Source organism: Nitrobacter sp., from assembly GCF_047149785.1.
In the GTDB taxonomy this organism is placed as follows: domain Bacteria; phylum Pseudomonadota; class Alphaproteobacteria; order Rhizobiales; family Xanthobacteraceae; genus Nitrobacter.
In genome coordinates, this window is the sequence record NZ_BAAGBE010000001.1 from 2,344,266 (window position 1) to 2,369,286 (window position 25,021).

Sequence of the window (25,021 nt, forward strand, 5' to 3'; positions counted from 1 at the left end):
ATGCTACGGAATCGCGACGGTTTTGCCGACATGGACTGGGACAAGCTGAAGGTGTTTCATGCCGCCGCCGAGGCCGGAGCTTCACGCATGCCGGCGAACAGCTAGGACTGTCGCAGTCCGCCGTGTCGCGGCAGGTCGGCGCGCTGGAGCAGGAGCTTTCGGTCTCGCTGTTTCATCGCCATGCGCGGGGACTGATCCTGACCGAACAGGGCGACCTGCTGTTCCGGACCGCGCATGAAGTCTTCATGCAGTTGCAGGCGGCGCGCGCCAAGCTCACCGACAGCCGCGAGCGGCCGAGCGGCGATCTCAAGGTGACGACCACGCCGGCCATCGGCATCAACTGGCTGATCCCCCGGCTTAACGAATTCACCGCGCTCTATCCGGAGATCCGGATATCGCTGGTTCTCACCGACGAAGAACTCGACCTGTCGATGCGACAGGCCGACATCGCGATCCGGACGCAAAAGCCGACCCAGCCCGATCTCATTCAGCGCAAGCTGTTTGCCATGGGCTTCCACGCTTATTGCTCGACCGAATACGTCAAGCGCTTCGGCACCCCCCGGACACTGGAGGAACTCGATGGACACCGTATCGTCCTGCTCAGCGATACGCACCCATCGGTACACCCCCAGAACCGCAACTGGCTGATCGACGCCGGTCGCAACGGCTCGGGAGCGCGCGAGCCGTACTTCATCGTCAACAACATTCTGGGCTTGTTCAGCGCCTGTCAGCAAGGCCTCGGCATCGCCGCACTGCCGGATTACCTGGTCGGCGAGAACAACCTCCTGGTACAGTTGTTCGGCGAATCCGATCTGATTCAGCTCGATACTTATTTCGTCTATCCCGAAGAACTGAAATCCGTCGCCCGGGTTCAGGCTTTCCGCGATTTCGTGGTCAGCAAGGCGCAGCGCTGGCCGTCCTGATCCGCCGGATAATGCTTTCGGCTCGCGGCAAGCACACAGCGGAAGACGACAAACGCGCGAAACCCGCGCGCTTTATCATCCGGCATCAGAGCCTTTTCGCTTCTGATGGAATCAGAAGCGGTTCTATGGAATCCGTCGGGTCAGGCCGCGTTCTTGTGCATGGTCCCGTTCGAGGACCCGGCGCCACGGATGGCCTTGACGGACCGCTCGATCGCCGCCCACAACCGTCCGATCTCCGAGGCCGCGCGACCCTGGGAATCGTATTCGCGAGCACCTTCACCATGCGCGAGCGCCAGCAGCAGGTCGGCGCGATTGGTGATCTGGCCGCTCCAGACCGGAGCGCGGAATTTCGCAAGAGCCTCGCGGGCGATGGTGACGATCGGGCTTTCAGAGCCGTCGCGCATCGCCGGAGCTCCGTTGATGACAACGGCATAAGGCTTGCGTGCGGACCGGCAGGTCTGGATGGTGTCCTGCACCGCATTGACGTCGAAGACACCGGGCCGCGCGGGAATCACAACCATGGTTGCATTGCGGATGGCGTCGTCCACGACGGCCGACAGGTTCGGCGGCGTGTCGATAAATACCCATTCGAAACCGTCACGCTTGGCCGAGTTGATGATCTCGGTGACGGAACGGTTGGCTGTCCGGATCGGAGGTTCGTTGGTGCCGCGCAGCTTGTGCCAAAGGGTCAGCGATCCCTGCGGATCGGCATCCACCAGCAGGCAGGGCTTCGAGGCCTTATGAACTTGCGCGGCAAGGTGAGCAGCCAGGGTGCTTTTGCCTGAGCCGCCTTTACGCGATGCGAAAACAATAACGTTCATACCTTGGTCTCCAAGATTGACCCGGGAGACTAAAATGAATCAGCATACTGATTCGTTAAAGACAAATCTTGCCGCCAATCGCATCTTTGCGTCGGTTTTTCACACTGAACTGGCATTTGAGTCACACTCCGCCGGATATGTGAGTCATATTGCCGCAAAGATCACAAACGAGTTGTCCCGAGAAAACGTCACGACGTGCGTTTCGCCGCTTCTCGCTCCATCCATTTGCGCTCGATCCAGCCGAGCGTCCGCGCCATCGGTCGTTGCAGGAATGGAAGATCCAGCGCGATCAACATGAGCCCAAGAGGCAACATCCACAGCCCCAGCACCGGCAGAAAACTGAAGACGCCACCGACGACCAGCAGCACGGCCAGCGGAACGCGGGCCAGCCGCGAGGACGGCCTGCGCACCCAGCCTATGAATTTCGCCGGTCGTGGCGGCATTTTGCTTTCGAACCAGGCAAAATGCCGGTCCAGCTCCGCTCGGTGATCACTGCTCACTGTTTGCTCCGTGACGGAAAGATGTTGATCGGTCACACCGCGACAACGCGGCGGGATGTCGCGCAAAACAGCTCGACCTCCAGATACGGGTCTAAACATGCCGGCAGCAGGCGCCGGCTTTCAGCTCAGAAACCAAACGTCCAGACGATGCAGATCACCGTCAGCGTCAGGAGCGCACTGAGCGCCCAGCCGATGGCGTAATTTGTTTCCTCAGGCACGATCCCGCGCATATCCTCGATCGGCACGTCATGCGTACGCCAGAGACGCAAATCGGTCATGACAACCTCCCTTCGCGGACATAGCCGCAGGGATTCAATGACCATGGGCGGCGCGAGTTCCGCCGGACCGCCAGACGTCGGCATGGCTCCGCGCGGCTTGACGCCGCCGCGCGCAACCGTCATGCATATCGCGTCAGTCGGCCGGACGGCCGCTCCCGCTCCGGCCGAAAGGCTTTCGGGAGAGGAAAGTCCGGGCTCCATCGACACACGGTGCCGGATAACGTCCGGCGGGGGCGACCCCAGGGACAGTGCCACAGAAAACGAACCGCCGTTCCTGCCCCTGCCCTTCTCCTTGCGGGAAGGATAAGAGGGTGAAAAGGTGCGGTAAGAGCGCACCGCGTCTCCGGCGACGGAGACGGCATGGTAAACCCCACCGGGAGCAAAACCGAATAGGGACAGCATCGCGAATAGTTCGCCTCGGCGATAACATCGCAGGGCTGCGTCGAGCCCGCTGTCCGGGTAGGTTGCACGAGGCGACGCGCAAGCGTCGTCCCAGAGGAATGGCCGTCACGTATCGCGGGCGCAAGCGCGCGATGCCCTACAGAACCCGGCTTACAGGCCGGCTGATATGTTCGCGAAGCGTTTTCGAAGGAAGTGGGACTTCCGGTTCAGGTCAAGAAAACGCGCTTAATGTGAATGAGGGGTCCGGCGCATCCACGCCGGACCCCTCGCCATTTCAAAACCCGCGCGGCTGCTTGCGCATATCAAACACGCCTGTTCGCGCGCATCAGTCGTCGTCGGCGTCGTGACGGTGCGAACGGCTCGCTCTGCCGCCCAGCGATCCCGTCACCCCAGGCTCGCGGCCGGCATAAGAACCGCGCGCGGCGCGCGCCGCGATGTCCTCGCCCGACACCGCCGGCGGCTCGCAGATCGAGCGCCGGCTCGCGCGACGCATCAGATCGACATGGATATGATTGTAGTGATACACGTTCGCGCCCGGCGCCAGCACCGTGGTGAAGCGCTGACATGCCGTCGCTTCCACATCGCGCAGGAAGCCCTGCTCTTCCGGCAGACCCTTCCAGCCATGCTGCACGGAGACGTATCGCCCGTCCGCCAGCGTGAAGCCCGCGATATCCAGCGCATTGCCGAAGGCGTGCTCGGAGATATGTGCGTGCGGGTTGCCGTTCATGCCGCGACAGGAATAGGCGGAGATCTGCTTGATTTCGACGACGCGCGCGCCGAACCAGCGCATCGCCGCCGGCTGGACCGCATCCGCGAACCAGCGGTCGAGCGCCGAGACGATCGGACAGGCAAGCGTCGCGGCCGGCTTCACGGCGACAGGCCCAACGGCGCCGGTGAGGGTCCCGCGCACCGGCCCGAGCCGGGGCAACGACGAATCGTGCCGGGGCGAAGCGGCGGCGGGCGATGCCGGATAGGCCGACGATCGTTCGTACGGCTGGGCGTAACCGTCGCCAGGCGGATAGGACGATACACGATCCGCACCTGACGAGCCCTCCGCCGGCAGCTCGATCTGGTCGACGGCCGGCTGCACGCCGGGGGCTGTCAGGGAAACCGGGCCGCTCGACCCGCCGCCATAAACGGGCTGGCGAGCGGCTGTTTCCGGATACGACGTCGGCGGCGGGTAGGATGGCTGCGCAACCGGCCAGCGCGGCTGGCTGCGGCCGACCGACGCGGGGGGCCTGAGGTCCTCGTCGGCAAAGCCGTAGGCCGGGCTTTCCCCGAGCGCCGAGACCTTCAGAGGAAATTCGGCGCCGCAGACGCCGGGACCGTTGATCGGGCGGATGCGAACGAGATCGGCGCTTTCCCTGACCTCGCCGGATTTCAGACAAGCGGCTTCAGCCTCGGCCCGCCACGGCTCGCGCTCCGCGGTCTGGAAAAAACCGCGCCCGCAACCGGCCAGCGACACAAGGACGACGGAGCCGACGAGATACAAGGCAACTCTGCGCGTCATCCGCGCAAGTTCGGCGAATTTATTTAAGGCTTCTTCAACGCGTTGCATTCAAACATTTTTAACCATTGTTTCGCGTCGCACAGGGAAGATCGACAGCAAGACGGCCTCGCCTCTGGAACACGGCGCAAGCTTTCCGCGCATGAGCATCGGACCTACGCGCTCGCCGAGCAGGGAGATCGTGCTGGGCATCTTCTAGAGCCTGACTTTTGCTGGCCGCATGATTTTGTTTTGACGCGTTTCTCGACGCAAACCGGTATCATCCTCGGGTCGAGCGTGCAGGACATGTTCGCCCAAAAACGCAGGCTGTCGAAATTCCATTGTCATCTCCGACGCCACGTCGGGTCACGCGCTGGCGTCTGTGGCCCGCAGCCTGTAGAGTCCTCGCCGGGGGCCTTTTCGGGGAGCAAATGTGCGGCCTGGGTTCAACCTCAAGACCATCCTGCTCGGCACCGGAATCCTTGCGGTCTCGTTCTTCTTCAGTCTCAAGGCCATGGACTGGTTGTCTCCGCCTGGAATCAGCCAGCCCGCGCTTGCGACATTGCCGCCGCTGGCCCCGGTCAACCGCAGTTCGAGCATCATTGCACCGATTACAATTCCCATCGCCGTCATTCGCGACGCCGCCGACCGGGCCGCGCCGCGCAACTTCGCCGGCAAGGCGGAGAATCCGGCCACGCATATTCTTCAGAACGCGGACATCGGATGGACCGCGTCGCGCGGCGCGATCAGCGCCACGGGCGCCGACAACGTGCTGTCGCTGTCGACGCCGCTGAGCGGCACCCTCAAGGTCAAGGGGTCGCTGTCGGCCGAGGCCGAGGGCGCGATCGGCAACGCGCTAGGAAACCTGCTCGGCGGCAACGTCGCCAAGCAGATAGGGCGCGTGAACATCAAGAACCTGAACGCCAACGCCGAGATCAAGGGCAATGTCGTGATGACGGCGCGGCCGGTGCTGACCGCGAACTGGCGCATCGATCCTGGCATGACCGCACAGGTCCATCTCGGCGACACCAACCTTTCGGTCGCCGGCGCCCGCGTCAACGTCCCCTCGCAGGTCAAACCGGTCATCGACAGAGCAGTCAACGAACAACTCGCGAGCCTGCAACAGCGCATCCGCAACGATCCGGTTCTGGAGCGCGGCGCTCGACAGCAATGGAAGCAGATGTGCCGCTCCATTCCGCTGCGGGGCGCAGCCGGGTTGCAGGACCTGTACCTCGAACTGAAGCCGGTGCGCGCCGTCGCGGTTCAACCGCGCATCGATGCCAGCAACGTCACGCTGACGCTCGGCGTCGAGGCGGAAACGCGGATCACCGCCTCGGCAACCAAACCCGACTGTCCGTTTCCCGCAACGCTCGCCATCGTGCCGGCCATGCCGGCCAGATTGAACATCGGCATCCCGATCGATGTGCCCTTCACCGACATCAACAGGATCATCGAAGCCCGGTTGGCCGGCAGGACGTTTCCCGAGGATGGCAGCGGCCCGGTCGGCGTCACCGTCAAGCGGGCCAGCGTCGCGGCGGCCGGCGACCGGCTTCTGATCTCGCTTCTGGTTCACGCGAGGGAGAAGAAAAGCTGGTTCGGTCTCGGTGGCGAAGCCACCATCCACATCTGGGGCAGACCGACGCTCGACCAGGCCCACCAGACCCTGCGCCTGACCGATATCAATCTCGCGGTCGAATCCGAGACGGCGTTCGGCCTGCTCGGCGCCGCCGCGCGCGCCGCCATGCCCTATCTGCAAAAGGCATTGGCCGAGAAGGCGACCGTCGACCTCAAGCCCTTCGCATCGAGCGCGAGAGAGAGGATCGCGGCGGCCATCGCGGATTTCCAGAAAAACGACAACGGGGTGCGGGTCAAGGCCGAGATCACCAGCCTGAAACTCGCCGACGTTGCTTTCGATTCCAGTACGCTACGCGTCGTCGCGGAGGCGACGGGCGCCGTGAACGTCGAGGTCAGGACGCTGCCGCCGCCATGACGTTCGGCTGGTTGGCTCGCGCCCCCGCAAAGACGCGCCCGGCCAAAACCGGGCGCGTCGCTGATCCGCTTCGATCGCCGACTACTCGGCGTACTTGAATTCCGGCATCGACTTCAACTGCTCCTTGGTCGCGCTGAAGACCGCGTGATCGGGATACCAGGGATTGGTCTTCGCTGTCGTCGAGGTCGATGTGGCTGAACCCGTGGTGGTGCCTGAAGCCGTGCCGCCGGATGGCTTCGTCGTCGAGGCCGATGTCGACGATACGGGCGTATCGACGAATTTCAGCTTGTCGAAGGATACCGCGACCATATGCTCGCCAACGCCGAGAAACCCGCCGACGCCGATCACCGCGGCGTTGATCTTTCCACTCTTGTCCAGCAGCATATCGCTGATCGAGCCGAGCTTCTCGTTGGAGTCATTATAGACGTTAAGGCCGATCATCTTCGACGAGCGCCAGTCACCGTGATAGCCGGGCCCTGACGATGTAGCCGCCGGAGCGCTCATGGTGTTCGTCGTGCTGCCGGGCGTCTGCGCGACCGCCGCCGTCGCCAGCAGCGCGGATCCGATCAATGCGACGGTGATATGCTTGGCAATCATCAGTGTACCTCCTTCGGTTTTGAAATCAGTAGCCAAACACACAACTTGGGCACTCGTTCCCGGGAACATTTCCGATCGCCCGGGTTCCGCTCGCTGATGAGTGGATAGCGCACGAAGAAACCGACGGTGGGATTCGTCCGCGCAACATGCGAACGACACCCCAATGAAGGCATGAATGAAGGCGCCCCGCGCGAACGGCGACAACAAGATCGACGCCGCCTGCGGACCTGTCCGGAAGCGCGGTGATGCGACGCTATGCCCCGGCGCTGCGCCTGCCGTCAGGCTGCGATCGCGCTCGGCTCGCTTTTGCTCTCGGCGAAGAACGCGACCGCCTCGAACCGGTAGCCGCAGTTGGCGCATTGCCAGAGATACGCGGTCCGGCGCGGTCCGTGTTCAAACCAGGCCGGCGCGGCGATCGGGTGGCCGCATTGCGCACATGGATTTTGATGAGGCAAATAATCAGATACGGCAGCAGCCATGACGCTTCTCCCATCTGCTTTGCTTTCGCGGACTCTCTCGCACCTGGTACCCGCTTTTGCGAAGTTCGTGAGACATCGCAACACCTTCGGAAAGCAAAGGGTAATAGTAACTCTACAATCCTCGTACCGCTTTCGATTTGAATTCCCGAAGCCCCTGCAAGCGGTGCGGGAATTTCAAATCGGCCGTACTGGCATGAGCGCCGTCACGACATCCGCGTCGCGATGCCAGAGCGGGATGAGGAAAAGTGCGGTGCGTTTTCCGCCCGCATCCCGCTTCTCGAAATATCGGAATCGATCACGTTCATGATTTTGAATCCATCGATCCGAGATCATCGTGATCTAGACTCCGGCTCGCGACAAATTTGCGGCGCTTCGCATGACGCGCCTCATCGTTGATGCAAAATTGATTTGGGAGAACATGAAGGGAGGGCGCCCCGGAGTTCCTTTTTTCCGGGCGGCGATGGAACCCGCCGGAGCCTGCCCGGTGCTTTGCCACAGGAAAGTCGCGATTGTGGCGATAGGCATAAGGCAGGTTGTGAGGGCTCTCCCGTGATTTTGCGTAATTTTTTTCCGTTTCTTGTCGTCGTTGTGCTGGCGTTGCCGCGGCCGTCGTCCGCGCAGCGCGCGCAATACGAAGAGATGGTGGCGGCGCACGCGCATGCGAACGGAGTTCCCGTCGAACTGGTCCACCGCGTCATAGTCCGCGAGAGCCGCTACAATCCGCGTGCCGTCCATCGCGGCAATTACGGCATCATGCAGATCAAGCTCGCGACCGCGCGGGCCCTCGGCTACACCGGCACGGCCGAAGGACTGCTCGATCCGGAAACCAACCTCACCTATGCCGTGAAGTATCTTGCCGGCGCCTATCGCGCCGCTCATGGCAACCACGACCGCGCCGTGGCTTATTATGCCGGCGGCTACTACTACGTGGCGAAGCGGCAGCGGCTGCGACGAGTCCGGCAAGAGACCATGAGCGCCGACGCACGAATCCCCGGTGCACCGCTGTCGATCGCGCCGCACTGAAGCATTTCGATCCGGGGTTGCTTCAATCCAGCGACGGCCTGATCTGCGGAGCCAGTTTGGCGGTCCGCACATGCACCACCGCGTCGCCGTCGCTGTAAACGCGCCGCCAGCCATCGAGGCGGTCGAGCAGATGGACCGCGGGCGACGCGGGATCGAGCAGCGTCGCGTCGATGCGATAGGTGTCGAGCAGCGCCAGAAACTGGCCAACGTCCCGAAGCTGAAGCGCATTGACATAAGCGAGCACGAACCGTTCGCCGTAGAGTTCGGTGCGGCCGTCGATGAAGACCGGCACATCGGCTCCGATCAACAAACCGCCGAAAGAGTACTCATTGAGAACGCGGCGCGCGCCGTGATCCTTCAGCGCATGAACGGCCCCGGTCAGCGACTTTCCGTCAGCGGGAACGTAGGAATGGCTGGCGGCGAAGGCTGCGGTGAAGCCGCCGAGCACGAGCACGACAGCAGCGAGCCGCGCCGCCGACAGGGAAATAGCCGTGCTTTCCGTTCTGCGCAGCGCCGCGAACTGCGCCGACAACGGCTCCGCCACCACGAGCGGCAGCAGGAACGCAAAGACCTCGATATTGCGGCTGTGCGTCAACGCCATTTGCGTCAGGCCGAGCACCAGCAATGTCCGTGGCGGCGTGAGCCGAACGCCGCGAAAGAGCGCAAGGCCGAGCAGGCCGAGCAGGCAAACCTCGAGCACGCCGACGTGAGAAAAATCCGTCGGCCGCCATTCGACGATCAGCGACAACGCCTTTCCAAGCTCCAGAATTTTCCGCGCCGCCAGCAGCGAACCCCAGCCATAGGGCGTGACGCAGCTCGCGCCGAGCGCCGCGAGCCCGAACAGCACCCAGCCAAGCGCCACGCGCTTGCGCCGCGTGGCCTCGGCGTTCCACACGGCATCGAGCGCAAAGGCGCCGATCAGTGCCAGACCGAACACGAAGCCGCCATGGAGGTTGGCCCACGCAATCATCAACGGCAGCAGCCATAGCGAGGGCGTCTTGCCGCGCCCGCTGGCCGAGACCAGCCCGCTCGCCCATGCGACCATCACCGACATCGCCAGCACGTGCGGGCGGGCCAGTAGGTGTGGCGCCGCCAGCGCGAAAACCGCGCAGATCACCACGCCAACCTGCAGCGGCGGCAGCCAACGGCAGAGAACGTATGCAAGCAGCGCGCAGGCCGCTGCCGCCGCAAGAGCCGTCAGAACCACGACGCCGGCCCAGCCGCCGACATCGAATGCTTGCGCGAACAACACCTGCGCCAGCCAAGACGTCGATATCCACGGTTCGCCCGCGCGCGTGAAGGAATAAATATCGGTGAAAGGCACCGCGTGGTGCGCTGCGATCCACTGTCCGACCTTGATCTGCCAGAACGTGTCGGCGTCCCGGAGCAGGCCGTCGCCGCGGATCAGCAGCAGCAGATAGATGCCCGCTCCGACGAACAGCCAGGCCGGCGCGGCGGCAATGCGGCTACGCGTTCCGGCCCGCTCTGTGAACGCGATGCTCATCCAGAAATCCGATCCATGGAACCTGCGGGCGACCGCCGCATCGGCGTTCGATTATCCGCGGCAAAACATAATTTCGGGTAAAATGCCGGAACCGCATGGGAGACCGCGCGTTCCCGCGTTGACACCCGCAGCTATCCGCCTAAATTAAAGCTGTTCCGAGGGGTGCTCCGTCAGGGAGCTGAGATACCGCACCGATCGCGACTGAGGCGACAGCGCGGTGACCCTTTGAACCTGATCCGGGTCATGCCGGCGAAGGGACAGGGATGTTTCAAGCGACGCGGGAGATACGTGGGGATTCGCACGTCGCGGTGCTCGGCGCAGGCATCGCCGGCACGTGGCAGGCGTTGCTCTTCGCGGAAGCCGGCTATGCCGTTACGCTGCATGAGCGCGGCGGCGACACGATGACGCAGGCTACCAGCCATTGGGCGGGCGGCATGCTGGCGCCATGGTGCGAAGCCGAGGTGTCCGAACCTCTCATTACGCGTCTCGGCCTTCGCTCGCTCACGATGTGGCGCGAACACCTTCCCGATACGCCTTTCAACGGCTCGCTGGTGGTGGCGCATTCGCGCGACCGCTCCGACTTCGAGCGTTTCGCGCGCATGACGTCGGGGCACCGGCGCATTCAGGACGATGACGTGAGCGGCCTCGAACCATCGCTCGACGGACGGTTTCACGAAGCGCTGTTCTTTCCAGACGAAGGCCATGTCGAGCCGCGCCGCGTATTGCCCGAACTGCACACGTGCATCCGCGCCGCCGGCGGCCGGATCGAATTCAACAGCGCGCCCGAGCCCGCCGACATCGAGAGCCTTGCGATCGATTGCCGCGGTCTCGCCGCGCGCGATGCGTTCCCCGATCTGCGCGGCGTCAAGGGCGAGATGGTGATCGTCGAAACCGACGAGATCGCGCTGTCGCGCCCTGTGCGGCTCCTGCATCCACGCTGGCCGCTTTACATCATTCCGCGCGAGGGCAACCGCTTCATGATCGGCGCCACCTCGATCGAGCGCGAGGACGACGGCGTCAGCGTGCGTTCCGTGCTGGAGCTGCTCAGCGCGGCTTACGCGGTGCATCCGGCCATCGGCGAGGCGCGGATCGTGGAGATCGGTTCGGGCCTGCGCTCCGCGTTTCCCGACAACCTGCCACGCATCGCGATCGGCAAGGACCGCATCGCCGTCAACGGGCTTTTCCGCCATGGCTTCCTGCTGGCGCCGGCACTCGCGGAACTGACGCTCGGCTACGTCGCGCGCGGCGAGATCGACAACGAGGTGATGCAATGCGGGTGACGCGATGCAGGTGACCGTCAATGGCGAACGGCGCGAGATCGCGGCGCGGACAGTCGATGCGCTGCTGAACGAACTTGCCTACGAGGGTGCGCATGTCGCGATCGCCGTCAACTTCGAGGTGCTGCCGAAAAGCCGATGGGAGGGCGCAATTCTGAAAAGCGGCGACGAGATCGAGATCATCGCGCCGCGGCAGGGAGGGTGAGCGATGAGTCTCCTTATCGCAAACGAGTATGCCCCCTCCCCTACCCTCCCCCGCAAGCGGGAGAGGGAGCGCGCTTCGTTCTTTCTTCACCTCTCCCGCTTGCGGGGAATGTCGACGCGCTCGGCAACGCACTTGCGTGCCGAAGCGCGGCGGGTGGGGGCGGCGACCTTTCGCGATGAAAGGGCATTTACAGAATGCTGAATTTCTACGACAAAACTTTCAACTCCCGCCTGCTGATCGGCACCGCGCTGTATCCGTCGCCGAAAATCATGCAGGACGCGATCCGCGCTTCCGGCAGCCAGATCGTCACGGTATCGCTGCGGCGGGAGACCGCGGGCGGCAGGACCGGCGATGCGTTCTGGTCGCTGATCCGCGAACTCGATGTCCTGGTGCTGCCGAACACCGCCGGCTGCCGCAGCGTGCGCGAAGCCGTCACCACGGCGAAACTCGCGCGCGAACTGTTCGGCACGCCGTGGGTCAAGCTCGAGGTGATCGCCGACAACGACACGCTGCAGCCCGACGTCGTCGGCCTGGTCGAAGCCGCGTCGATCCTGATCAAGGACGGTTTCGAGGTGTTTCCCTACTGCACCGAGGACCTCAGCGTCGCCATGCGGCTGGTCGATGCCGGCTGCAAGGTGGTGATGCCGTGGGCCGCGCCGATCGGCAGCGCCAGGGGCATCGTCAATCGCGACGCCTTGCGGCTGCTGCGCGAGCGGCTGCCCGATATCACGCTCGTCGTCGATGCCGGCATCGGCGCGCCCAGCCACGCGGCGCAGGCGCTCGAACTCGGCTACGACGCGGTGCTCCTGAACACCGCCGTGGCCAAGGCCGCCGATCCGGTCGCCATGGCCGGCGCGTTCAGGCTCGCGGTCGAAGCCGGCCGCGCCGCCTATGAGGCGGGCCTGATGGAGGCCCGCGACTTCGCCTCCCCGTCAACGCCTGTGGTAGGGACACCGTTCTGGCATGCCGTATCCTGATCGCAACGCGTATCCTGATCGGTTCTATCCCGTCGTCGATACGCTGGATTGGGTGCGCCGCCTCACCACGCTCGGCGTCGGCACGGTGCAATTGCGCGCGAAAGACCTCAACGACGGCGAGGCGCTGCAGCTCGTCAGCGACGCGCTGGAGATCGTCAAGGGCACGCCGACGCGGCTCGTGATCAACGACTACTGGCGCGCGGCGATTGTCGCCGGCGCGGAGCATGTTCATCTCGGCCAGGAAGATCTGGCGGGGGCGGACGTCGGCGAGATCCGCAAAGCCGGGCTGACGCTCGGTCTTTCCACCCACGACGACAGCGAGCTTGAAACCGCGCTCGCGGCCGCGCCGGACTATGTCGCGCTCGGTCCGATCTTTCCGACCACGCTGAAATCGATGCGTTTCGCGCCGCAGGGCGTTGCGAAAATCGCCGAATGGAAGAAGCGCGTCGGCAACATCCCGCTGGTCGCGATCGGCGGCATCAAGCTCGAACAGGCGACGGAAATTTTCGCCGCCGGCGCCGACTCGATCGCCGTGGTCAGCGATGTGACGCAGAATCCCGATCCCGACGCGCGGGTGAAAGCGTGGCTCGAACAGGTCACCGAGGCCGCATGAGGTGCCGTCATGCAGACGTCCGTCTTTATCGCGCGGCTGATCGGCCCGGTCATGATCACGGCCGGTCTTGCCGTGCTGCTCAACCGGCAAAGTTTTCATGCGATGGCCGAAGAGTTTTTGGCCAGCCGCGGGCTGATGTTCCTCGGCGGGCTGATGGTGATGCTTGGCGGCCTCGCCATCGTGCTGACCCACAATGTCTGGACGTCGGACTGGCGCGTGATCGTGACGCTGTTCGGCTGGCTGCTGGTTTTCGCCGGTGCGATCCGCATCATCGAGCCGCCATTCCTTTATGCGGGCGGGCGCGCGTTCCTGCGCCACCCCGCCATGGCGATGATCGCCGGGCTGATCTGGCTCGCGATCGGCATCGTCTTCAGTCTTCTCGGCTATTTGCATTGAACTCGTCTCGAACCGGAGAAACGCCATGAACATCCGCTCCAATCCGGACAAGACCCGCCCCGCCGTCACCACCGGCTCCCTGCCCGCTTCGCGCAAGATTTTTTCGGTGCCGGAGGCCGCGCCGGACCTGCGCGTGCCGCTGCGGGAGATCGTTCTCTCCGAAGGCGCGGGCGAGCCGAACCTGCCGGTCTACGATACGTCGGGCCCCTATACCGACCCGAACGTCGTCATCGATGTCAACGCCGGCCTGCCGCGCACGCGCCTCGCCTGGGTGAAGGAACGCGGCAGTGTCGAGGACTATGAGGGCCGCGAGATCAGGCCGGAGGACAACGGCAATGTCGGCGCGACGCACGCCGCCGCCACCTTCAAGGCGCACCACAAACCGCTGCGCGGCGTCGGCGATGCACCGATCACACAGCTTGAATTCGCCCGCGCAGGCGTCATCACCAAGGAGATGGTCTATGTCGCCGAGCGCGAGAACCTCGGCCGCAAACGGCAACTCGAACGCGCCGAAGCCGCGCTGGCCGACGGCGAATCCTTCGGCGCATCGGTGCCGGCCTTCATCACGCCGGAATTCGTCCGCGAGGAGATCGCGCGCGGCCGCGCCATCATCCCTTCCAACATCAACCACGCCGAACTGGAGCCGATGATCATCGGCCGCAATTTCCTGGTGAAGATCAACGCCAATATCGGCAACTCGGCCGTGACGTCCTCGGTTGAAGAGGAAGTCGACAAGATGGTGTGGGCGATCCGCTGGGGCGCCGACACGGTGATGGATCTATCGACGGGCCGCAACATCCACACCACCCGCGAATGGATCCTGCGCAATTCGCCCGTACCCATTGGCACCGTGCCGATCTATCAGGCGCTGGAGAAGTGCGACGGCGATCCGGTGAAGCTGACGTGGGAGCTTTACCGTGACACGCTGGTGGAGCAATGCGAACAGGGCGTCGATTACTTCACCATCCACGCCGGCGTGCGGCTGCCCTACATCCATCTCACCGCGAACCGCGTCACCGGCATCGTCTCGCGCGGCGGCTCGATCATGGCGAAGTGGTGCCTCGCCCACCACAAGGAGAGCTTCCTCTATACGCATTTCGAGGACATCTGCGACCTGATGCGCAAATACGACGTCTCGTTCTCGCTGGGCGACGGCCTGCGCCCCGGCTCGATCGCGGACGCCAACGACCGCGCGCAGTTCGCCGAACTGGAAACGCTCGGTGAGCTGACGCAGATCGCGTGGAAGAAGGGCTGCCAGGTGATGATCGAAGGCCCCGGCCACGTGCCGATGCACAAGATCAAGATCAACATGGACAAGCAGCTTAAAGAGTGCGGCGAAGCGCCGTTCTATACGCTGGGCCCGCTGACCACCGACATCGCGCCGGGCTACGACCACATCACGTCAGGCATCGGCGCCGCCATGATCGGCTGGTTCGGCTGCGCGATGCTCTGCTACGTCACGCCGAAGGAGCACCTGGGACTGCCGAACCGCGACGACGTCAAGACCGGCGTGATCACCTACAAGATCGCGGCGCACGCCGCCGATCTCGCCAAGGGCCACCCAGCCGCGCAACTGCGCGATGACGCACTGTCGCGCGCGCGCTTCGACTTCCGCTGGCAGGATCAGTTCAACCTCGGTCTCGATCCGGAGACGGCGGTGGCCTTCCACGACGAGACGCTGCCGAAGGAGGCGCACAAGGTCGCGCATTTCTGCTCGATGTGCGGGCCGAAGTTCTGCTCGATGAAGATCACGCAGGACGTGCGCGACTACGCCGCCTCCCTCGGCGACAACGAGAAGGCGGCGCTCTATCCGGAGACCGCACAAAAGGCGAATGACGCCGCAGGCGTCACCGAGCCGTCTTATCGCGAACAGGGCATGGCCGAGATGAGCGCGAAGTTCAAGGAGATGGGCTCAAACGTGTATCTCGACGCCGAGAAGGTGAAGGAGAGCAACAAGGTGTTGTGATGCGCAGGACGGATTGAGCCAGCAACCCGTCATGCCCGGCTTTATGCCGGGCATCCACGTCTTTGGAATTTCAGCGGAGAAAGACGTGGATGGCCGAGACCATAGGCGAGCGGAAGCGACGCCGTTCTTCGAACGGCTATGGGCGAGCGGAAGCGACGCCGTTCTTCGAACGGCTATGTCCGGCCATGACGGAACAGGGTGTTTCCATCAAAACCTAAACCGCTATAGGCGAAGCCGTGATCCGCCGGCTTTCAGTTGCACACGCGGCAGGTTCCGTCTCCAGCGAGCACGGAATACGCGTCGCTCATCCGCCCTCTGTCCTGCGCCGTTATCGCATCGAGATCGCAAGGCCGGAGAGATCGGCGTTGGCCATCAGGCCGACCTGGCGGCCGGACAGTTCGAGCACCGCGCCCTTCTGGTTGCTCAGCACAATGGCGCGCGCGCCGCCGCCGATCGCCAGCCCCGCTCCCGCTGCGCCGTAAACGCCGGCGACATCGGAAGGCCGGTAGATGCGACTGACGCGGCCGTGCAGCACGGTCTTCGATCCGCCGAACACCAGCCCGTAATCCAGTCCGCCGACCGAAAGCGGATAGCGCCGGCCGCGAAAGGTGAGCGTGCCGCTGCCGGCGGAGGCGCCGATGATCCAGCCGCCTTTATAGATCGTCAGCGTCACCGTGCCGCTGTCGGCGCGGGCTGCGGAGCACAGGCCAAGGCAGACGGCCAGCGCGATCAGAGCGGCGCGAAACCGGGATGTCGACGGCATGGGAGGGTTCTCCGGGGTTCGAAGGAGGGACATGATTCGAAGCGGCTGCAAGCGTAAGAACCGCGCGCGGCAAGCGCAATCCGCTGCGGCGGCGCGGCATCCGCTGCTCACGGGAAAATTGCGATAACCCGATCGCAACGATATCGACGCAGCGATACGCGGCACTGTCCGGCTTCACCCGCGATGACGGCGGAAAATGACAGACACGACGCGCTTCGCCATGCCTCCGACCGGCAAAGCGATTCGCCCGCTTGCATGAGACCGCAATCGATGCTTGCGTTAAGCAGAATCACAATTCGCGTTAAACTCCCGCCTCACATATCACATTCCACTGTTACGCGTACTTTCTGCGGGTCGAACAGGGCCCTTTTCCGTTGTTTTGCGTCTCGCCCCGGGATCGCATTGACTGTTAAGAATCTGGTAATCATATCATTGGTCATATGGCCGGGGATGGGGGTCTCAATCCAGTCGCGCTTTCCGTGAGAATGGAAGCAGCCTCGGAGGGACTGATGACCCAGGAATCGCAAACCGGAGCGCAAGGCCCGCCGCGGAATCAAACCGGGCTCACGCCCGACGCGGTGATTCCGCTGTTGGTCGGCTCCACGGTCACCGACGTCGAACGGGAGCTTGTGTTGCAGACGTTGGCGCGTTGCGACGGCAACCGCACGCGCGCAGCAAGGGTGCTTGGCGTATCGGTGCGGACACTTCGCAATAAGATACGCCAGTATGTTGCCGACGGACTCGACGTGCCCGAACCCGGTTGAGAGCGGCGCGCGGCCGATGCCGCCCTGCGCGGTCGGTCTACCGGCGCGGACACTCCCGGTAGCCGAACCTGTCGATGATATCGGCGCCGGAGATGGCGTGAAACGCCAGCGTGTCCATGTAGTGATGGTCCATCACATACTGGCGCAGCTTCGGGTTGTAGGCATTCAGCATGCGCTGGGTCGATGCAACGTTGATGCGGCGCCGGCGATCGTGACCCGAATGAAACAGGAGTCGCGCGCTACGCTCGACGCAGACGTTCCGCACGCCGAGAAACAGCGTGCAGTTCGACTGGCAGTGCCCCGTGATGCGAAACAGTTCACCGCTGGCGTTGACGCGATCGATCTCGGGCTGGAAATCCTTGATCCAGCCGCCCATGCCAAACCGTTCGGACGTCGCCGCGCGAGCCGATGGCATTGCCGGACCAAGCGCGCCGGCCAGACAGAGCGCGCCGGCAAGACAATTCAGGTATTTCATCTTGCCCCTCCGTGATCTCGGGCAGCGCCCACGGCGCATTCAGCCGAACCGCGCCCGGCTGCGTTCGCGCGCCTTTTCCGCTTCCACCGCACGATCGCGCGCGGGCGCCTGCGTGCGTAGCGACGCCAGCAGATGATGCGCGGCATGTGCGACGTCATGGACGGCGCGATCGAACGCCGCCTTATTCGCCTCCGACGGCTTGTTGAAGCCTGAAAGCTTGCGCACGAATTGCAAGGCCGAGGCATGAATCTCCTCGTCCGTCGCCGGCGGCTCAAAATTGAACAGTGTCTTGATGTTGCGGCACATGAGGCTCGTCTCCGGCTCAGCCCGTCGCGAGGCAGGGATCATACCGCCTCGCAACGCGAACCGCCACCTGCACCGCCGCCGCACGGCAATCTCTTGCCGCCGCGGCCCCGCCCTCCTATGAACAGCATCATGACATCGACGTCCCCCAAGGCCGAACGGCGGCCGCACACCTCCATCCATCACGGCATCACCCTGACCGACGACTACGCCTGGCTGAAGGACGCGAACTGGCAGCAGGTGCTGCGCGAGCCGTCCTTGCTGGCGCCGGATATCCGCGCTCATCTGGAGGCCGAAAACGCCTATTCGAATGCCCTGCTCGCTTCAACCGAACCGCTGCAAAAACAGCTCGTCGCGGAAATGCGCGGCCGCATCAAGGAGGACGATACCACCGTCCCCTCGCCCGATGGACCCTTCGCCTATTTCGCGAAATACCGCGAGGGCGGCCAGCACCGCATGGTCGGACGGCAGCCGCGCGACGGCGGCGACGCCCGCTTCCTCCTCGATGGCGACGCGCTTGCCGAAGGCAAGAAATTCTTCAAGCTCGGTGATGTCAGGCATTCCCCCGACCATCGCCTTGAAGCGTGGAGCGCCGACGATCGCGGCTCGGAATATTTCACGATCCGGATCCGCGACTGGGACAGCGGCGCCGATCTCGCCGACGTCATCGAGGAGAGCGACGGCGGCGTGGTGTGGACCGCGGATTCGCGCGCTTTCTACTACGTCAAGCTCGACGACAACCATCGCCCGATGCAGGTCTATCGCCACCGGCTCGGCGCGCCGCAATCCGACGACGTGCTGGTTTATGAGGAGAAGGACACGGGCTGGTTCACGCATATCCATGAAAGCGCGAGCGGCCGCTTCTGCGTGATCGCCGGCGGCGATCACGAGACCTCCGAGCAGCGGCTGATCGATCTCTCCGAAGCGGAGGCAACACCGCGCCTGATCGCGGCGCGCGAGGGCGGCGTGCAGTATTCCGTCGCCGATCGGGGCAGCGAACTTTTCATCCTCACCAATGCCGGCGGCGCCATCGACTTCAAGGTCGTGACCGCGCCGCTAGCCACGCCCGAACGCGCGAACTGGCGCGACCTGATCCCGCATCGCCCCGGCACCTATGTGCTCGATCTCGAACTTTACTCCGGCCACATGGTCCGGCTGGAGCGCGCCAATGCGCTGCCCTCGATCGTGATCCGCGACCTCGCCACCGGTGAGGAACACGCGATCGCCTTCGACGAGGCCGCCTATTCCCTCGACACCCACGGCAGCTACGAATTCGACACCACCACCTTGCGCTTCAGCTACTCGTCGATGACGACGCCATCTGAGGTGTTCGATTACGACATGGCGAGCCGCGCGCGCACATTGCGCAAGCGCCAGGAGATTCCGTCGGGACATGATCCTGCAAATTACGTCACCACCCGCATCGTGGCGAAGGCGGACGACGGGGCCGAGGTACCGGTGTCGATCCTGCATCGCAAGGATTTCGCGCGCAACGGCCGCGCGCCGCTGCTGCTCTACGGCTACGGCTCCTACGGTCACGCGATGCCGGCGTCGTTCTCGGCCAACCGGTTGTCGCTGGTCGATCGCGGCTTCGTTTATGCCATCGCGCATATTCGCGGCGGTACGGACAAGGGCTGGGGCTGGTATCTCGACGGCAAGCGCGAGAAGAAGGTCGACAGCTTTGACGATTTCGCCGCTTGCGCCCGCGCGCTGATCGCCGCGGACTATACGTCGGCGAAGAACATCGTCGGCCACGGCGGCAGCGCCGGCGGCATGCTGATGGGCGCGGTCGCCAACCGCGCCGGCGAATTGTTCGCCGGCATCGTCGCCGAGGTGCCGTTCGTCGACGTGCTCAACACCATGCTCGACGACACGCTGCCGCTGACCCCGCCGGAATGGCCGGAGTGGGGCAACCCGACCGCGAGCGAGCAGGATTTCCGCACCATCCTGTCCTACTCGCCTTACGAAAACGTCGTGGCGAAAGACTATCCCGCGATCCTCGCCATGGGCGGACTGACCGATCCCCGCGTCACCTATTGGGAGCCCGCGAAATGGATCGCGCGGCTGCGCGCCACCATGACGTCGGGCGGCCCCGTTCTGCTGCGGACCAACATGGGCGCGGGACACGGCGGCGCCTCCGGCCGCTTCAACCGCCTCGACGAAGTCGCGCTCGCCTATGCCTTCGCACTGTGGGCGGTAAAACGCGACCGGGCGTCAGCGGACTGACGACAGACGCAAAAAGCCGGCGCTCGAAGGCGCCGGCTTTTCGGAAGGCGGAAGGTCGCGATCAGTCGTGATCCATTTCGCCGATATGCTTCTGCGAGTATAGCTCGACGCCGATCTTCTTGATGAGATCGATCTGGGTTTCGAGGAAGTCGATATGGCTTTCCTCGTCCTTCATCAGGCTCTCGAACAGGTCGCGGGTGACGTAGTCCTTCACCGAATGGCAGTGGGTCGCCGCCTCTTCGTAGAGCGCGCGCGCCGAATATTCCGCCTTGAGATCGCAATCCATCACCTCGCCGACGTTCTGGCCGATGTGCAGGGGATCGAGCACCTGCAGGTTCGGAAAACCATCAAGGAAGATGATGCGGTCGATCAGCTTGTCGGCGTGTTCCATTTCCTCGATGGATTCCGCGCGCCATTTCTTCGCGAGATCCTTGATGCCCCAGTTGTCCAGCAACCGGTAATGCAGCCAATACTGGTTGATGGCGGTCAGTTCGTGGCGAAGCGCCTTGTTCAGGTATTCAATAACTTTCGGTTCGCCCTTCATGGAGCAGCTCCTGTTCTATGTGCTGTGACGCCGGCAGGCGGCCGTCGCGCCCGCCGATCCAATTTAGAATACTTCTAAATCAGATTCGGCAGCGCAACAACCCCCAAGAAAGGATGGTCAGCCAATCGCTGGCCAAGCGAGGGCTTATCGGCGCGGTGGGGACGTCAGAGTGTGATTTCGGTCTGAATTTGCTCGACTTCTGCGTGCATTGCGGAGTGGGGACACCCTTCGCAACATTTCCGGGCACAAGCGCCGAGCGCTTCCTTGATGATGGTTCTGATCGTTCGGGCACATCGACCGCATTCTGCACTGCATCCAAGACATCCGTAGACCTGCCGGGGAGAGCGCCGCAGGTCATCCGGTGCGGTTACGGCGGAGCGAACGTCGTGATCGGTCAAAACGTTACAGGAACAAACAATCATAAACGGAACCCAAGCGTGACACGCGGACCCGGGCCGATATTGTTGGAGCCCGTCGCGAAACGCAAAGGGAAAACCGGCTGTTTGAAGCTATTCCAAACTGTCGGAAGGCCGGCTAAGGCCGCTCTGGCGCCTCTTTCCTGGTGCGATGTAACTTACTGAAATACATTATCAATTTTTCACGTTAAATTGCGGATCGTGGCGGCATTGAGCCCGTGCATTCATTAATCGTTCAAACCGGATGTGAAATCGTCCATCGACAGCCCGCCCGGATTGCTGTCGATGGACGCAAGAGGAAAAGGTGAAGCCATGAAGAGACAAATATTGGCCTTGGCCACTGCCGCCGCGCTGATCACAGCCGTTGCCGCGCCTCAAGCCGCCGAAGCGCGCGGCGGTCGCATCGCTGCCGGCGTCGTTGGCGGACTGATCGGCGGCGCCATCCTGGGCGGCGCGCTGGCGGGCCCAGGTTATTACGGCCCCGGATATTACGGTCCGGGATACGGATACTATGGCCCCGGCTACGGCTATTACGGGCCGGGTTATGTCGCGGCGCCCGGCTGCTATTGGCAGCGCCAGCGCTTCTGGGATGGTTACGGCTGGCGGCTCCGGCGCGTCCGGGTGTGCGGCTGATCCGGGAGCGGCCTCAGATTTAATTTAACGAATCGATCTCCGGATCATACCCTACGGGTGTTTTCCGGAGCGCCGGACGCAAGGGCCTGAAAAAGCCGTTATTTCGGCCAACTGACTTGCGAACGTTTGCATCAGGTTGATGTTGGGCACTTCGGGGTGGGACAGCCGACTTGAACGACGGCGTTGCAAGTTGCTCTAAACCTAGCGCCCGACCGTGGCGCCACTCTTCAGGAGAGACTTCAAGATGAAAAAGACAGTTTTCGCCCTTCTCGCGGCTGCTACGGTCGCGGCAGGTTCGGTAGTGGCGGCTCCGCAGGCGCATGCAGGCGGCGGCGATGTCGCAGCCGGTATTGCTGGAGGCTTGATCGGGGGCGCCCTTATCGGCGGCGCAATTGCCAACAGCCGTCCGGCCTATGCCGCGCCGGCCCCAGTCTATGTGGAAGAACCGCCTTGCCACATGGTGCGCGAGAGATTCTGGGACGGATATGGCTGGCGCTTCCGCCGCATCCGGGTTTGCGACTGATCCGGACCTCCTGACGATCCCATCCGAGAACCCGGTCTTCACGGCCGGGTTTTTCGTTTGCCGATGACGTCCGGCGCTTGTTGTCTGACGCGTTTTCTTCACGCGAACGGGAATCCATCCCTGGATCAAACCCGAGGACGTGCTTCGTTCGAAATCAGCGCGCCGCATTCATCGCGCGCAGCACCGCGTCGCTCGGCCAGCAATCCACTTTCAAGCCCGCCGACTTCTGGTAAGCGCCGAGGGCCGCGCGCGTCAGCATCCCGGCCTTGCCGTCGATCTTGTCCTTGTACAGGCCGATCCGCGTCAGATAGCGCTGCATGGTCTCGACGTCGCGGCTTCGCAACTGCGTCGATGCCGACCACGGCGTCGCGAACGGCAGCGGGCTGGTCATGCGGTCGGCGAGATGGCCGACGAACAGCACGTAGAGATCGGAGAAATTGTATTCCTTGATCACGAAGTAGTTCTTCGTGGTCAGGAACGACGGGCCGTAGATTCCTTCCGGTTGCAGCAGCGATGCGCTCTGCGCGCGCTCCGCCGCGGTCAATTGTTGTCCCCGCACCGGCAAGAACCCCTCGCGCAGCCACTCGCCGATCGGCCTGGTCACTTCCGGCACGCCTGTCGTGCAATCGACGTTCGCCGGGGCGCGCACCTCGTAGGCCCAGCGCAATCCCGGCTGCCAGCCCTTGTTGACCAGTTGCCGCGCGGCCGAGGCCAGCGCATCGGGCACCGAGGTCCAGATATCGACGCGGCCATCGCCGTCGAAATCGACGCCGTGCTTTGCAAGTTCGGACGGCAGGAACTGGGTGAGGCCGGTGGCGCCGCCCCACGATGCGCGGAAGTTCTTGCGCGAGACGTCGCCGTGCTGCAACAGCAACAGTCCGTCGATGAACTCGGTGCGGTATTGGTCCTTGCGGCGGCCGACATAAGCCTGCGTCGCCAGCACGCGCATCGCGTCGTAAGGCAGCGCGTAGCGGCCGTAGTCGGTTTCGCGGCCCCAGATCGCAAGGATGATCGGCGCCGGCACGCCGAACCGCTTTTCGATCGCATTCAGCGTGGCGCGGTATTTCCGCATCAGCCGCTGCCCCTCAGTCGCCAACCGCGCGATGCTGCCCTCCTTGACGTAATCCGCAGGCACCTGAACGAATTCCGCCTGCGACGGCGCGCCGGTCGCGGGCCGTCCGGGCAGGATCAGATCGGGCAGCTTGTAATCGGGTTCAAGCCCTGCGGTGACGGCATCAAAGGTCGCGCGCGAGACGCCCGCCCGCTGCGCCTCGGGCCACAGCGAGGCGATGAACTGCGTGAAGCCGGCGTCGGCCGCTTGCGCCGGCGGCATTCCGACACCGAGAACGAGCGCGACCATGATCGCGATCGCAAGCCGCCGCAGGGGATTCCGGCCGGCGGCGGCCATCCTCAATGCTCCGCCTGGCCGTGCGTTCCGTTCGGCCCGCTCGAGATGCGATCCGCGAGCGCGATGCCGATCGCCGACATGATGAATACGAGATGGATGATGGTCTGCCACATCACGCCGCTTTCGGTGTAATTGGTGGGACGCGCCGCGCTGCCGAGGTTTCCCGCCTCGATGAAGGTCCGCAGCAGATGTATCGACGAGATGCCGATGATCGCCATCGCCAGCTTGATCTTGAGAACGCTGGCGTTGACATGGCTGAGCCATTCCGGCTCGTCGGGATGCCCCTCGAGATTGAGCCGCGACACGAAGGTCTCGTAGCCGCCGACGATGACCATCACCAGAAGATTCGAGATCATCACCACGTCGATGAGGCCAAGCACCGCCAGCATGATCTGCTGCTCGGTGAAATCGAAGGAGTGCGCGATAAGATGCCACAACTCCTTCAGGAACAGGACGACATAGACGCCCTGGGCGACGATGAGGCCGATATAAAGCGGCAATTGCAGCCAGCGCGAGGAAAAGATCAGCATCGGCAGCGGGCGCAACGCGGTCGTCTTCACGGGGGGCGGAGTTTCAGGCGGCGGGGACATCACGCGGTCTCGTCGTGGGGGAGAAGCCTTCTATTCCATTCGCCAGGACGGAATCGAGAGGGGGCGCCGCGGCAAAAGGCAGCGCGGCGTTCGCTCCGGTGTCCTGCAATCGCTGGGCTCGCGGCTTCACTTGATCGCGACCAGGAAGAAGCGCGGAAAGCGCAGCAGCACCTTGCCGTCCGCCTGCAACGGATAGGCGGCGGCCACGCGCGCCGTGTATTCGCGCAGGAACTCCTTTCTCTCGGCGGGCTCGAGCGGATCGAGGAAGGGCCGCAGTCCGGTGCCCTTCACCCATTCGACGATCGCCGCGGCCTCCGCAAGGACATGATTATAAATGGTATGCCAGATATCGATGCGCCGGCACAGCGGCCGCAGCGCGTCGTAGTAGCCGCCCGGCCGCAGCAGCCTGTCTTTCGCCCGCGCGGCGTTCGCAAGTGTTTCCCGCCACGGTCCCGAATGAGCCACCTCGCGCATCATGACGTGACTGGGTTCGTCGAGATTGTCCGGCATCTGCACCGCCAGCGCGCCGCCTGACGGCAATGCGTCGAGCAGGCGCTGCAACTGGCGCAAATGATCCGGCACCCACTGGAAGATCGCATTGGCGAACAGCAGGTCGGTGTTCGCCGGCGGGACCCAGTGCGCGACGTTGGCTTCGACGAACGCCTGTTCTGGCAGCCGCTCGCGCGCCCGCCGCAGCATATCGGCGGATGTATCGATGCCGATGATCTCGGCTCCCGGCCAGCGCTCGACCAGCAGTTCGGTGGAATTGCCCGGACCGCAACCGATGTCGACGATTTTGCGCGGCGCGCTCAGCGGAACCTGCGCCAGCAGATCGCGCGACGGCCGCGTCCGTTCGTCCTCGAACTTCAGGTATTGCTCGGCACTCCAGTCGTCCATCGCCTCTTCTCCGAACCCCTTTCACACCAACAAGCAGGACCA

General features: G+C 63.8%; 27 protein-coding genes, 1 other RNA gene, 1 pseudogene and 1 riboswitch. Of the genes and pseudogenes, 14 read left to right on the top strand and 15 right to left on the bottom strand.

Going from position 1 to position 25,021, the window contains the following annotated elements; all coding sequences use genetic code 11:
* Positions 1-923 (top strand): annotated as a pseudogene (locus tag ACMDCM_RS10805) (LysR family transcriptional regulator).
* A gap of 140 nt (positions 924-1,063) precedes the next feature.
* On the opposite strand, the gene ACMDCM_RS10810 reads toward ACMDCM_RS10805, so the two are convergent.
* The 3 genes from ACMDCM_RS10810 to ACMDCM_RS10820 form a co-directional block, all read right to left on the bottom strand.
* A complete protein-coding gene (locus ACMDCM_RS10810) occupies positions 1,064-1,744 on the bottom strand; it encodes an AAA family ATPase (RefSeq protein WP_412773560.1) in 681 nt (226 codons plus the stop codon).
* 188 nt (positions 1,745-1,932) lie between these two features.
* Entirely contained in the window at positions 1,933-2,244 is a 312-nt protein-coding gene (locus tag ACMDCM_RS10815) for a hypothetical protein (protein WP_412774729.1), read from the bottom strand.
* 125 nt (positions 2,245-2,369) lie between these two features.
* Entirely contained in the window at positions 2,370-2,522 is a 153-nt protein-coding gene (locus tag ACMDCM_RS10820) for a hypothetical protein (RefSeq protein ID WP_412773561.1), read from the bottom strand.
* Positions 2,523-2,655: 133 nt separating this feature from the next.
* Here ACMDCM_RS10820 and rnpB point away from each other — a divergent pair.
* Positions 2,656-3,093: RNase P RNA component class A (gene rnpB / locus ACMDCM_RS10825), an RNA gene on the top strand.
* A gap of 156 nt (positions 3,094-3,249) precedes the next feature.
* Here the strand turns inward: rnpB and ACMDCM_RS10830 are convergent.
* Complete coding sequence (locus tag ACMDCM_RS10830; protein ID WP_412773562.1) at positions 3,250-4,434, bottom strand: extensin-like domain-containing protein; 1,185 nt, start codon at positions 4,432-4,434, stop codon at positions 3,250-3,252.
* A 409-nt stretch (positions 4,435-4,843) separates the two neighbouring features.
* Between ACMDCM_RS10830 and ACMDCM_RS10835 the strand changes: the two genes are divergently transcribed.
* Positions 4,844-6,400, top strand: coding sequence for a DUF4403 family protein (locus ACMDCM_RS10835; protein ID WP_412773563.1), 1,557 nt, complete (start codon positions 4,844-4,846; stop codon positions 6,398-6,400).
* 81 nt (positions 6,401-6,481) lie between these two features.
* Here the strand turns inward: ACMDCM_RS10835 and ACMDCM_RS10840 are convergent, their stop codons facing one another.
* Both ACMDCM_RS10840 and ACMDCM_RS10845 read right to left on the bottom strand, forming a co-directional pair.
* Positions 6,482-6,997 (bottom strand): PRC-barrel domain-containing protein, encoded by a 516-nt coding sequence (locus tag ACMDCM_RS10840; RefSeq protein WP_412773564.1) that lies wholly within the window; start codon positions 6,995-6,997, stop codon positions 6,482-6,484.
* 278 nt (positions 6,998-7,275) lie between these two features.
* On the bottom strand, positions 7,276-7,476 hold the full coding sequence (locus ACMDCM_RS10845; protein WP_412773565.1) for a hypothetical protein: 201 nt from the start codon (positions 7,474-7,476) through the stop codon (positions 7,276-7,278).
* Between the two features lie 639 nt (positions 7,477-8,115).
* On the opposite strand from ACMDCM_RS10845, the gene ACMDCM_RS10850 reads away from it, so the two are divergent.
* The gene (locus ACMDCM_RS10850) at positions 8,116-8,499 is read left to right on the top strand and encodes a transglycosylase SLT domain-containing protein (protein WP_412774730.1); all 384 of its coding nucleotides are present in this window, start codon (positions 8,116-8,118) and stop codon (positions 8,497-8,499) included.
* A gap of 22 nt (positions 8,500-8,521) precedes the next feature.
* Here the strand turns inward: ACMDCM_RS10850 and ACMDCM_RS10855 are convergent, their stop codons facing one another.
* On the bottom strand, positions 8,522-10,003 hold the full coding sequence (locus ACMDCM_RS10855; RefSeq protein ID WP_412773566.1) for a hypothetical protein: 1,482 nt from the start codon (positions 10,001-10,003) through the stop codon (positions 8,522-8,524).
* Positions 10,004-10,151: 148 nt separating this feature from the next.
* Positions 10,152-10,279, top strand: a riboswitch (TPP riboswitch).
* Here ACMDCM_RS10855 and ACMDCM_RS10860 point away from each other — a divergent pair.
* The 6 genes from ACMDCM_RS10860 (at position 10,267) to thiC (ending at position 15,437) form a co-directional block, all read left to right on the top strand.
* Positions 10,267-11,283: an FAD-dependent oxidoreductase gene (locus tag ACMDCM_RS10860; protein WP_412773567.1), complete on the top strand. Its 1,017-nt coding sequence runs from the start codon at positions 10,267-10,269 to the stop codon at positions 11,281-11,283. (Overlaps the previous riboswitch by 13 nt.)
* A 4-nt stretch (positions 11,284-11,287) precedes the next feature.
* Complete coding sequence (gene thiS / locus ACMDCM_RS10865) at positions 11,288-11,485, top strand: sulfur carrier protein ThiS (RefSeq protein WP_412773568.1); 198 nt, start codon at positions 11,288-11,290, stop codon at positions 11,483-11,485.
* A gap of 194 nt (positions 11,486-11,679) precedes the next feature.
* Complete coding sequence (locus tag ACMDCM_RS10870; RefSeq protein ID WP_412773569.1) at positions 11,680-12,462, top strand: thiazole synthase; 783 nt, start codon at positions 11,680-11,682, stop codon at positions 12,460-12,462.
* Positions 12,449-13,075, top strand: coding sequence for a thiamine phosphate synthase (locus tag ACMDCM_RS10875; protein ID WP_412773570.1), 627 nt, complete (start codon positions 12,449-12,451; stop codon positions 13,073-13,075). Before ACMDCM_RS10870 ends, ACMDCM_RS10875 begins: the two co-directional genes overlap by 14 nt.
* A gap of 9 nt (positions 13,076-13,084) precedes the next feature.
* Complete coding sequence (locus ACMDCM_RS10880) at positions 13,085-13,471, top strand: hypothetical protein (RefSeq protein WP_412773571.1); 387 nt, start codon at positions 13,085-13,087, stop codon at positions 13,469-13,471.
* A gap of 25 nt (positions 13,472-13,496) precedes the next feature.
* The gene (gene thiC / locus ACMDCM_RS10885; RefSeq protein WP_412773572.1) at positions 13,497-15,437 is read left to right on the top strand and encodes a phosphomethylpyrimidine synthase ThiC; all 1,941 of its coding nucleotides are present in this window, start codon (positions 13,497-13,499) and stop codon (positions 15,435-15,437) included.
* Between the two features lie 328 nt (positions 15,438-15,765).
* Here the strand turns inward: thiC and ACMDCM_RS10890 are convergent, their stop codons facing one another.
* Complete coding sequence (locus ACMDCM_RS10890; protein ID WP_412773573.1) at positions 15,766-16,200, bottom strand: hypothetical protein; 435 nt, start codon at positions 16,198-16,200, stop codon at positions 15,766-15,768.
* Positions 16,201-16,709: 509 nt separating this feature from the next.
* Between ACMDCM_RS10890 and ACMDCM_RS10895 the strand changes: the two genes are divergently transcribed.
* Positions 16,710-16,964 (top strand): helix-turn-helix domain-containing protein, encoded by a 255-nt coding sequence (locus ACMDCM_RS10895; RefSeq protein WP_412773574.1) that lies wholly within the window; start codon positions 16,710-16,712, stop codon positions 16,962-16,964.
* A gap of 37 nt (positions 16,965-17,001) precedes the next feature.
* Here ACMDCM_RS10895 and ACMDCM_RS10900 read toward each other — a convergent pair whose 3' ends face one another.
* Together ACMDCM_RS10900 and ACMDCM_RS10905 are read right to left on the bottom strand one after the other, a co-directional pair.
* Complete coding sequence (locus ACMDCM_RS10900) at positions 17,002-17,439, bottom strand: hypothetical protein (RefSeq protein ID WP_412773575.1); 438 nt, start codon at positions 17,437-17,439, stop codon at positions 17,002-17,004.
* Positions 17,440-17,478: 39 nt separating this feature from the next.
* The gene (locus ACMDCM_RS10905; protein ID WP_412773576.1) at positions 17,479-17,745 is read right to left on the bottom strand and encodes a DUF2277 domain-containing protein; all 267 of its coding nucleotides are present in this window, start codon (positions 17,743-17,745) and stop codon (positions 17,479-17,481) included.
* A gap of 129 nt (positions 17,746-17,874) precedes the next feature.
* Here ACMDCM_RS10905 and ACMDCM_RS10910 point away from each other — a divergent pair, with 129 nt between their 5' ends.
* Positions 17,875-19,968 carry a S9 family peptidase gene (locus ACMDCM_RS10910; protein ID WP_412773577.1) on the top strand — a complete coding sequence of 698 codons (2,094 nt, stop codon included), beginning with the start codon at positions 17,875-17,877 and terminating at the stop codon, positions 19,966-19,968.
* 61 nt (positions 19,969-20,029) lie between these two features.
* On the opposite strand, the gene bfr is transcribed toward ACMDCM_RS10910, so the two are convergent.
* The gene (bfr, locus tag ACMDCM_RS10915) at positions 20,030-20,512 is read right to left on the bottom strand and encodes a bacterioferritin (RefSeq protein ID WP_292613819.1); all 483 of its coding nucleotides are present in this window, start codon (positions 20,510-20,512) and stop codon (positions 20,030-20,032) included.
* A gap of 164 nt (positions 20,513-20,676) precedes the next feature.
* Entirely contained in the window at positions 20,677-20,934 is a 258-nt protein-coding gene (locus ACMDCM_RS10920) for a (2Fe-2S)-binding protein (RefSeq protein ID WP_412773578.1), read from the bottom strand.
* 306 nt (positions 20,935-21,240) lie between these two features.
* Between ACMDCM_RS10920 and ACMDCM_RS10925 the strand changes: the two genes are divergently transcribed.
* Both ACMDCM_RS10925 and ACMDCM_RS10930 read left to right on the top strand, forming a co-directional pair.
* The gene (locus ACMDCM_RS10925; RefSeq protein WP_412773579.1) at positions 21,241-21,561 is read left to right on the top strand and encodes a hypothetical protein; all 321 of its coding nucleotides are present in this window, start codon (positions 21,241-21,243) and stop codon (positions 21,559-21,561) included.
* Positions 21,562-21,805: 244 nt separating this feature from the next.
* Positions 21,806-22,084, top strand: coding sequence for a hypothetical protein (locus ACMDCM_RS10930; protein ID WP_412773580.1), 279 nt, complete (start codon positions 21,806-21,808; stop codon positions 22,082-22,084).
* Between the two features lie 154 nt (positions 22,085-22,238).
* On the opposite strand, the gene ACMDCM_RS10935 is transcribed toward ACMDCM_RS10930, so the two are convergent.
* The 3 genes from ACMDCM_RS10935 to tam all read right to left on the bottom strand — a co-directional run bounded on the left by ACMDCM_RS10935 (position 22,239) and on the right by tam (position 24,979).
* A complete protein-coding gene (locus ACMDCM_RS10935) occupies positions 22,239-23,492 on the bottom strand; it encodes a lytic murein transglycosylase (RefSeq protein ID WP_412773581.1) in 1,254 nt (417 codons plus the stop codon).
* 2 nt (positions 23,493-23,494) lie between these two features.
* On the bottom strand, positions 23,495-24,082 hold the full coding sequence (locus tag ACMDCM_RS10940; protein ID WP_412773582.1) for a TIGR00645 family protein: 588 nt from the start codon (positions 24,080-24,082) through the stop codon (positions 23,495-23,497).
* A 126-nt stretch (positions 24,083-24,208) separates the two neighbouring features.
* Positions 24,209-24,979 carry a trans-aconitate 2-methyltransferase gene (tam, locus tag ACMDCM_RS10945; protein WP_412773583.1) on the bottom strand — a complete coding sequence of 257 codons (771 nt, stop codon included), beginning with the start codon at positions 24,977-24,979 and terminating at the stop codon, positions 24,209-24,211.
* Positions 24,980-25,021 lie beyond the last annotated feature (42 nt).

Bases quoted from the DNA above. Each gene is read 5' to 3' on its own strand.
- ACMDCM_RS10810 (WP_412773560.1), bottom strand. From the start codon at position 1,744: ATGAACGTTATTGTTTTCGCATCGCGTAAAGGCGGCTCAGGCAAAAGC.
- ACMDCM_RS10820 (WP_412773561.1), bottom strand. From the start codon at position 2,522: ATGACCGATTTGCGTCTCTGGCGTACGCATGACGTGCCGATCGAGGAT.
- ACMDCM_RS10830 (WP_412773562.1), bottom strand. From the start codon at position 4,434: ATGACGCGCAGAGTTGCCTTGTATCTCGTCGGCTCCGTCGTCCTTGTG.
- ACMDCM_RS10840 (WP_412773564.1), bottom strand. From the start codon at position 6,997: ATGATTGCCAAGCATATCACCGTCGCATTGATCGGATCCGCGCTGCTG.
- ACMDCM_RS10845 (WP_412773565.1), bottom strand. From the start codon at position 7,476: ATGGCTGCTGCCGTATCTGATTATTTGCCTCATCAAAATCCATGTGCG.
- ACMDCM_RS10850 (WP_412774730.1), top strand. From the start codon at position 8,116: ATGGTGGCGGCGCACGCGCATGCGAACGGAGTTCCCGTCGAACTGGTC.
- ACMDCM_RS10855 (WP_412773566.1), bottom strand. From the start codon at position 10,003: ATGAGCATCGCGTTCACAGAGCGGGCCGGAACGCGTAGCCGCATTGCC.
- ACMDCM_RS10860 (WP_412773567.1), top strand. From the start codon at position 10,267: ATGTTTCAAGCGACGCGGGAGATACGTGGGGATTCGCACGTCGCGGTG.
- thiS (WP_412773568.1), top strand. From the start codon at position 11,288: ATGCAGGTGACCGTCAATGGCGAACGGCGCGAGATCGCGGCGCGGACA.
- ACMDCM_RS10870 (WP_412773569.1), top strand. From the start codon at position 11,680: ATGCTGAATTTCTACGACAAAACTTTCAACTCCCGCCTGCTGATCGGC.
- ACMDCM_RS10875 (WP_412773570.1), top strand. From the start codon at position 12,449: ATGCCGTATCCTGATCGCAACGCGTATCCTGATCGGTTCTATCCCGTC.
- ACMDCM_RS10880 (WP_412773571.1), top strand. From the start codon at position 13,085: ATGCAGACGTCCGTCTTTATCGCGCGGCTGATCGGCCCGGTCATGATC.
- thiC (WP_412773572.1), top strand. From the start codon at position 13,497: ATGAACATCCGCTCCAATCCGGACAAGACCCGCCCCGCCGTCACCACC.
- ACMDCM_RS10890 (WP_412773573.1), bottom strand. From the start codon at position 16,200: ATGCCGTCGACATCCCGGTTTCGCGCCGCTCTGATCGCGCTGGCCGTC.
- ACMDCM_RS10895 (WP_412773574.1), top strand. From the start codon at position 16,710: ATGACCCAGGAATCGCAAACCGGAGCGCAAGGCCCGCCGCGGAATCAA.
- ACMDCM_RS10900 (WP_412773575.1), bottom strand. From the start codon at position 17,439: ATGAAATACCTGAATTGTCTTGCCGGCGCGCTCTGTCTGGCCGGCGCG.
- ACMDCM_RS10905 (WP_412773576.1), bottom strand. From the start codon at position 17,745: ATGTGCCGCAACATCAAGACACTGTTCAATTTTGAGCCGCCGGCGACG.
- ACMDCM_RS10910 (WP_412773577.1), top strand. From the start codon at position 17,875: ATGACATCGACGTCCCCCAAGGCCGAACGGCGGCCGCACACCTCCATC.
- bfr (WP_292613819.1), bottom strand. From the start codon at position 20,512: ATGAAGGGCGAACCGAAAGTTATTGAATACCTGAACAAGGCGCTTCGC.
- ACMDCM_RS10920 (WP_412773578.1), bottom strand. From the start codon at position 20,934: ATGATTGTTTGTTCCTGTAACGTTTTGACCGATCACGACGTTCGCTCC.
- ACMDCM_RS10925 (WP_412773579.1), top strand. From the start codon at position 21,241: ATGAAGAGACAAATATTGGCCTTGGCCACTGCCGCCGCGCTGATCACA.
- ACMDCM_RS10930 (WP_412773580.1), top strand. From the start codon at position 21,806: ATGAAAAAGACAGTTTTCGCCCTTCTCGCGGCTGCTACGGTCGCGGCA.
- ACMDCM_RS10935 (WP_412773581.1), bottom strand. From the start codon at position 23,492: ATGGCCGCCGCCGGCCGGAATCCCCTGCGGCGGCTTGCGATCGCGATC.
- ACMDCM_RS10940 (WP_412773582.1), bottom strand. From the start codon at position 24,082: ATGTCCCCGCCGCCTGAAACTCCGCCCCCCGTGAAGACGACCGCGTTG.
- tam (WP_412773583.1), bottom strand. From the start codon at position 24,979: ATGGACGACTGGAGTGCCGAGCAATACCTGAAGTTCGAGGACGAACGG.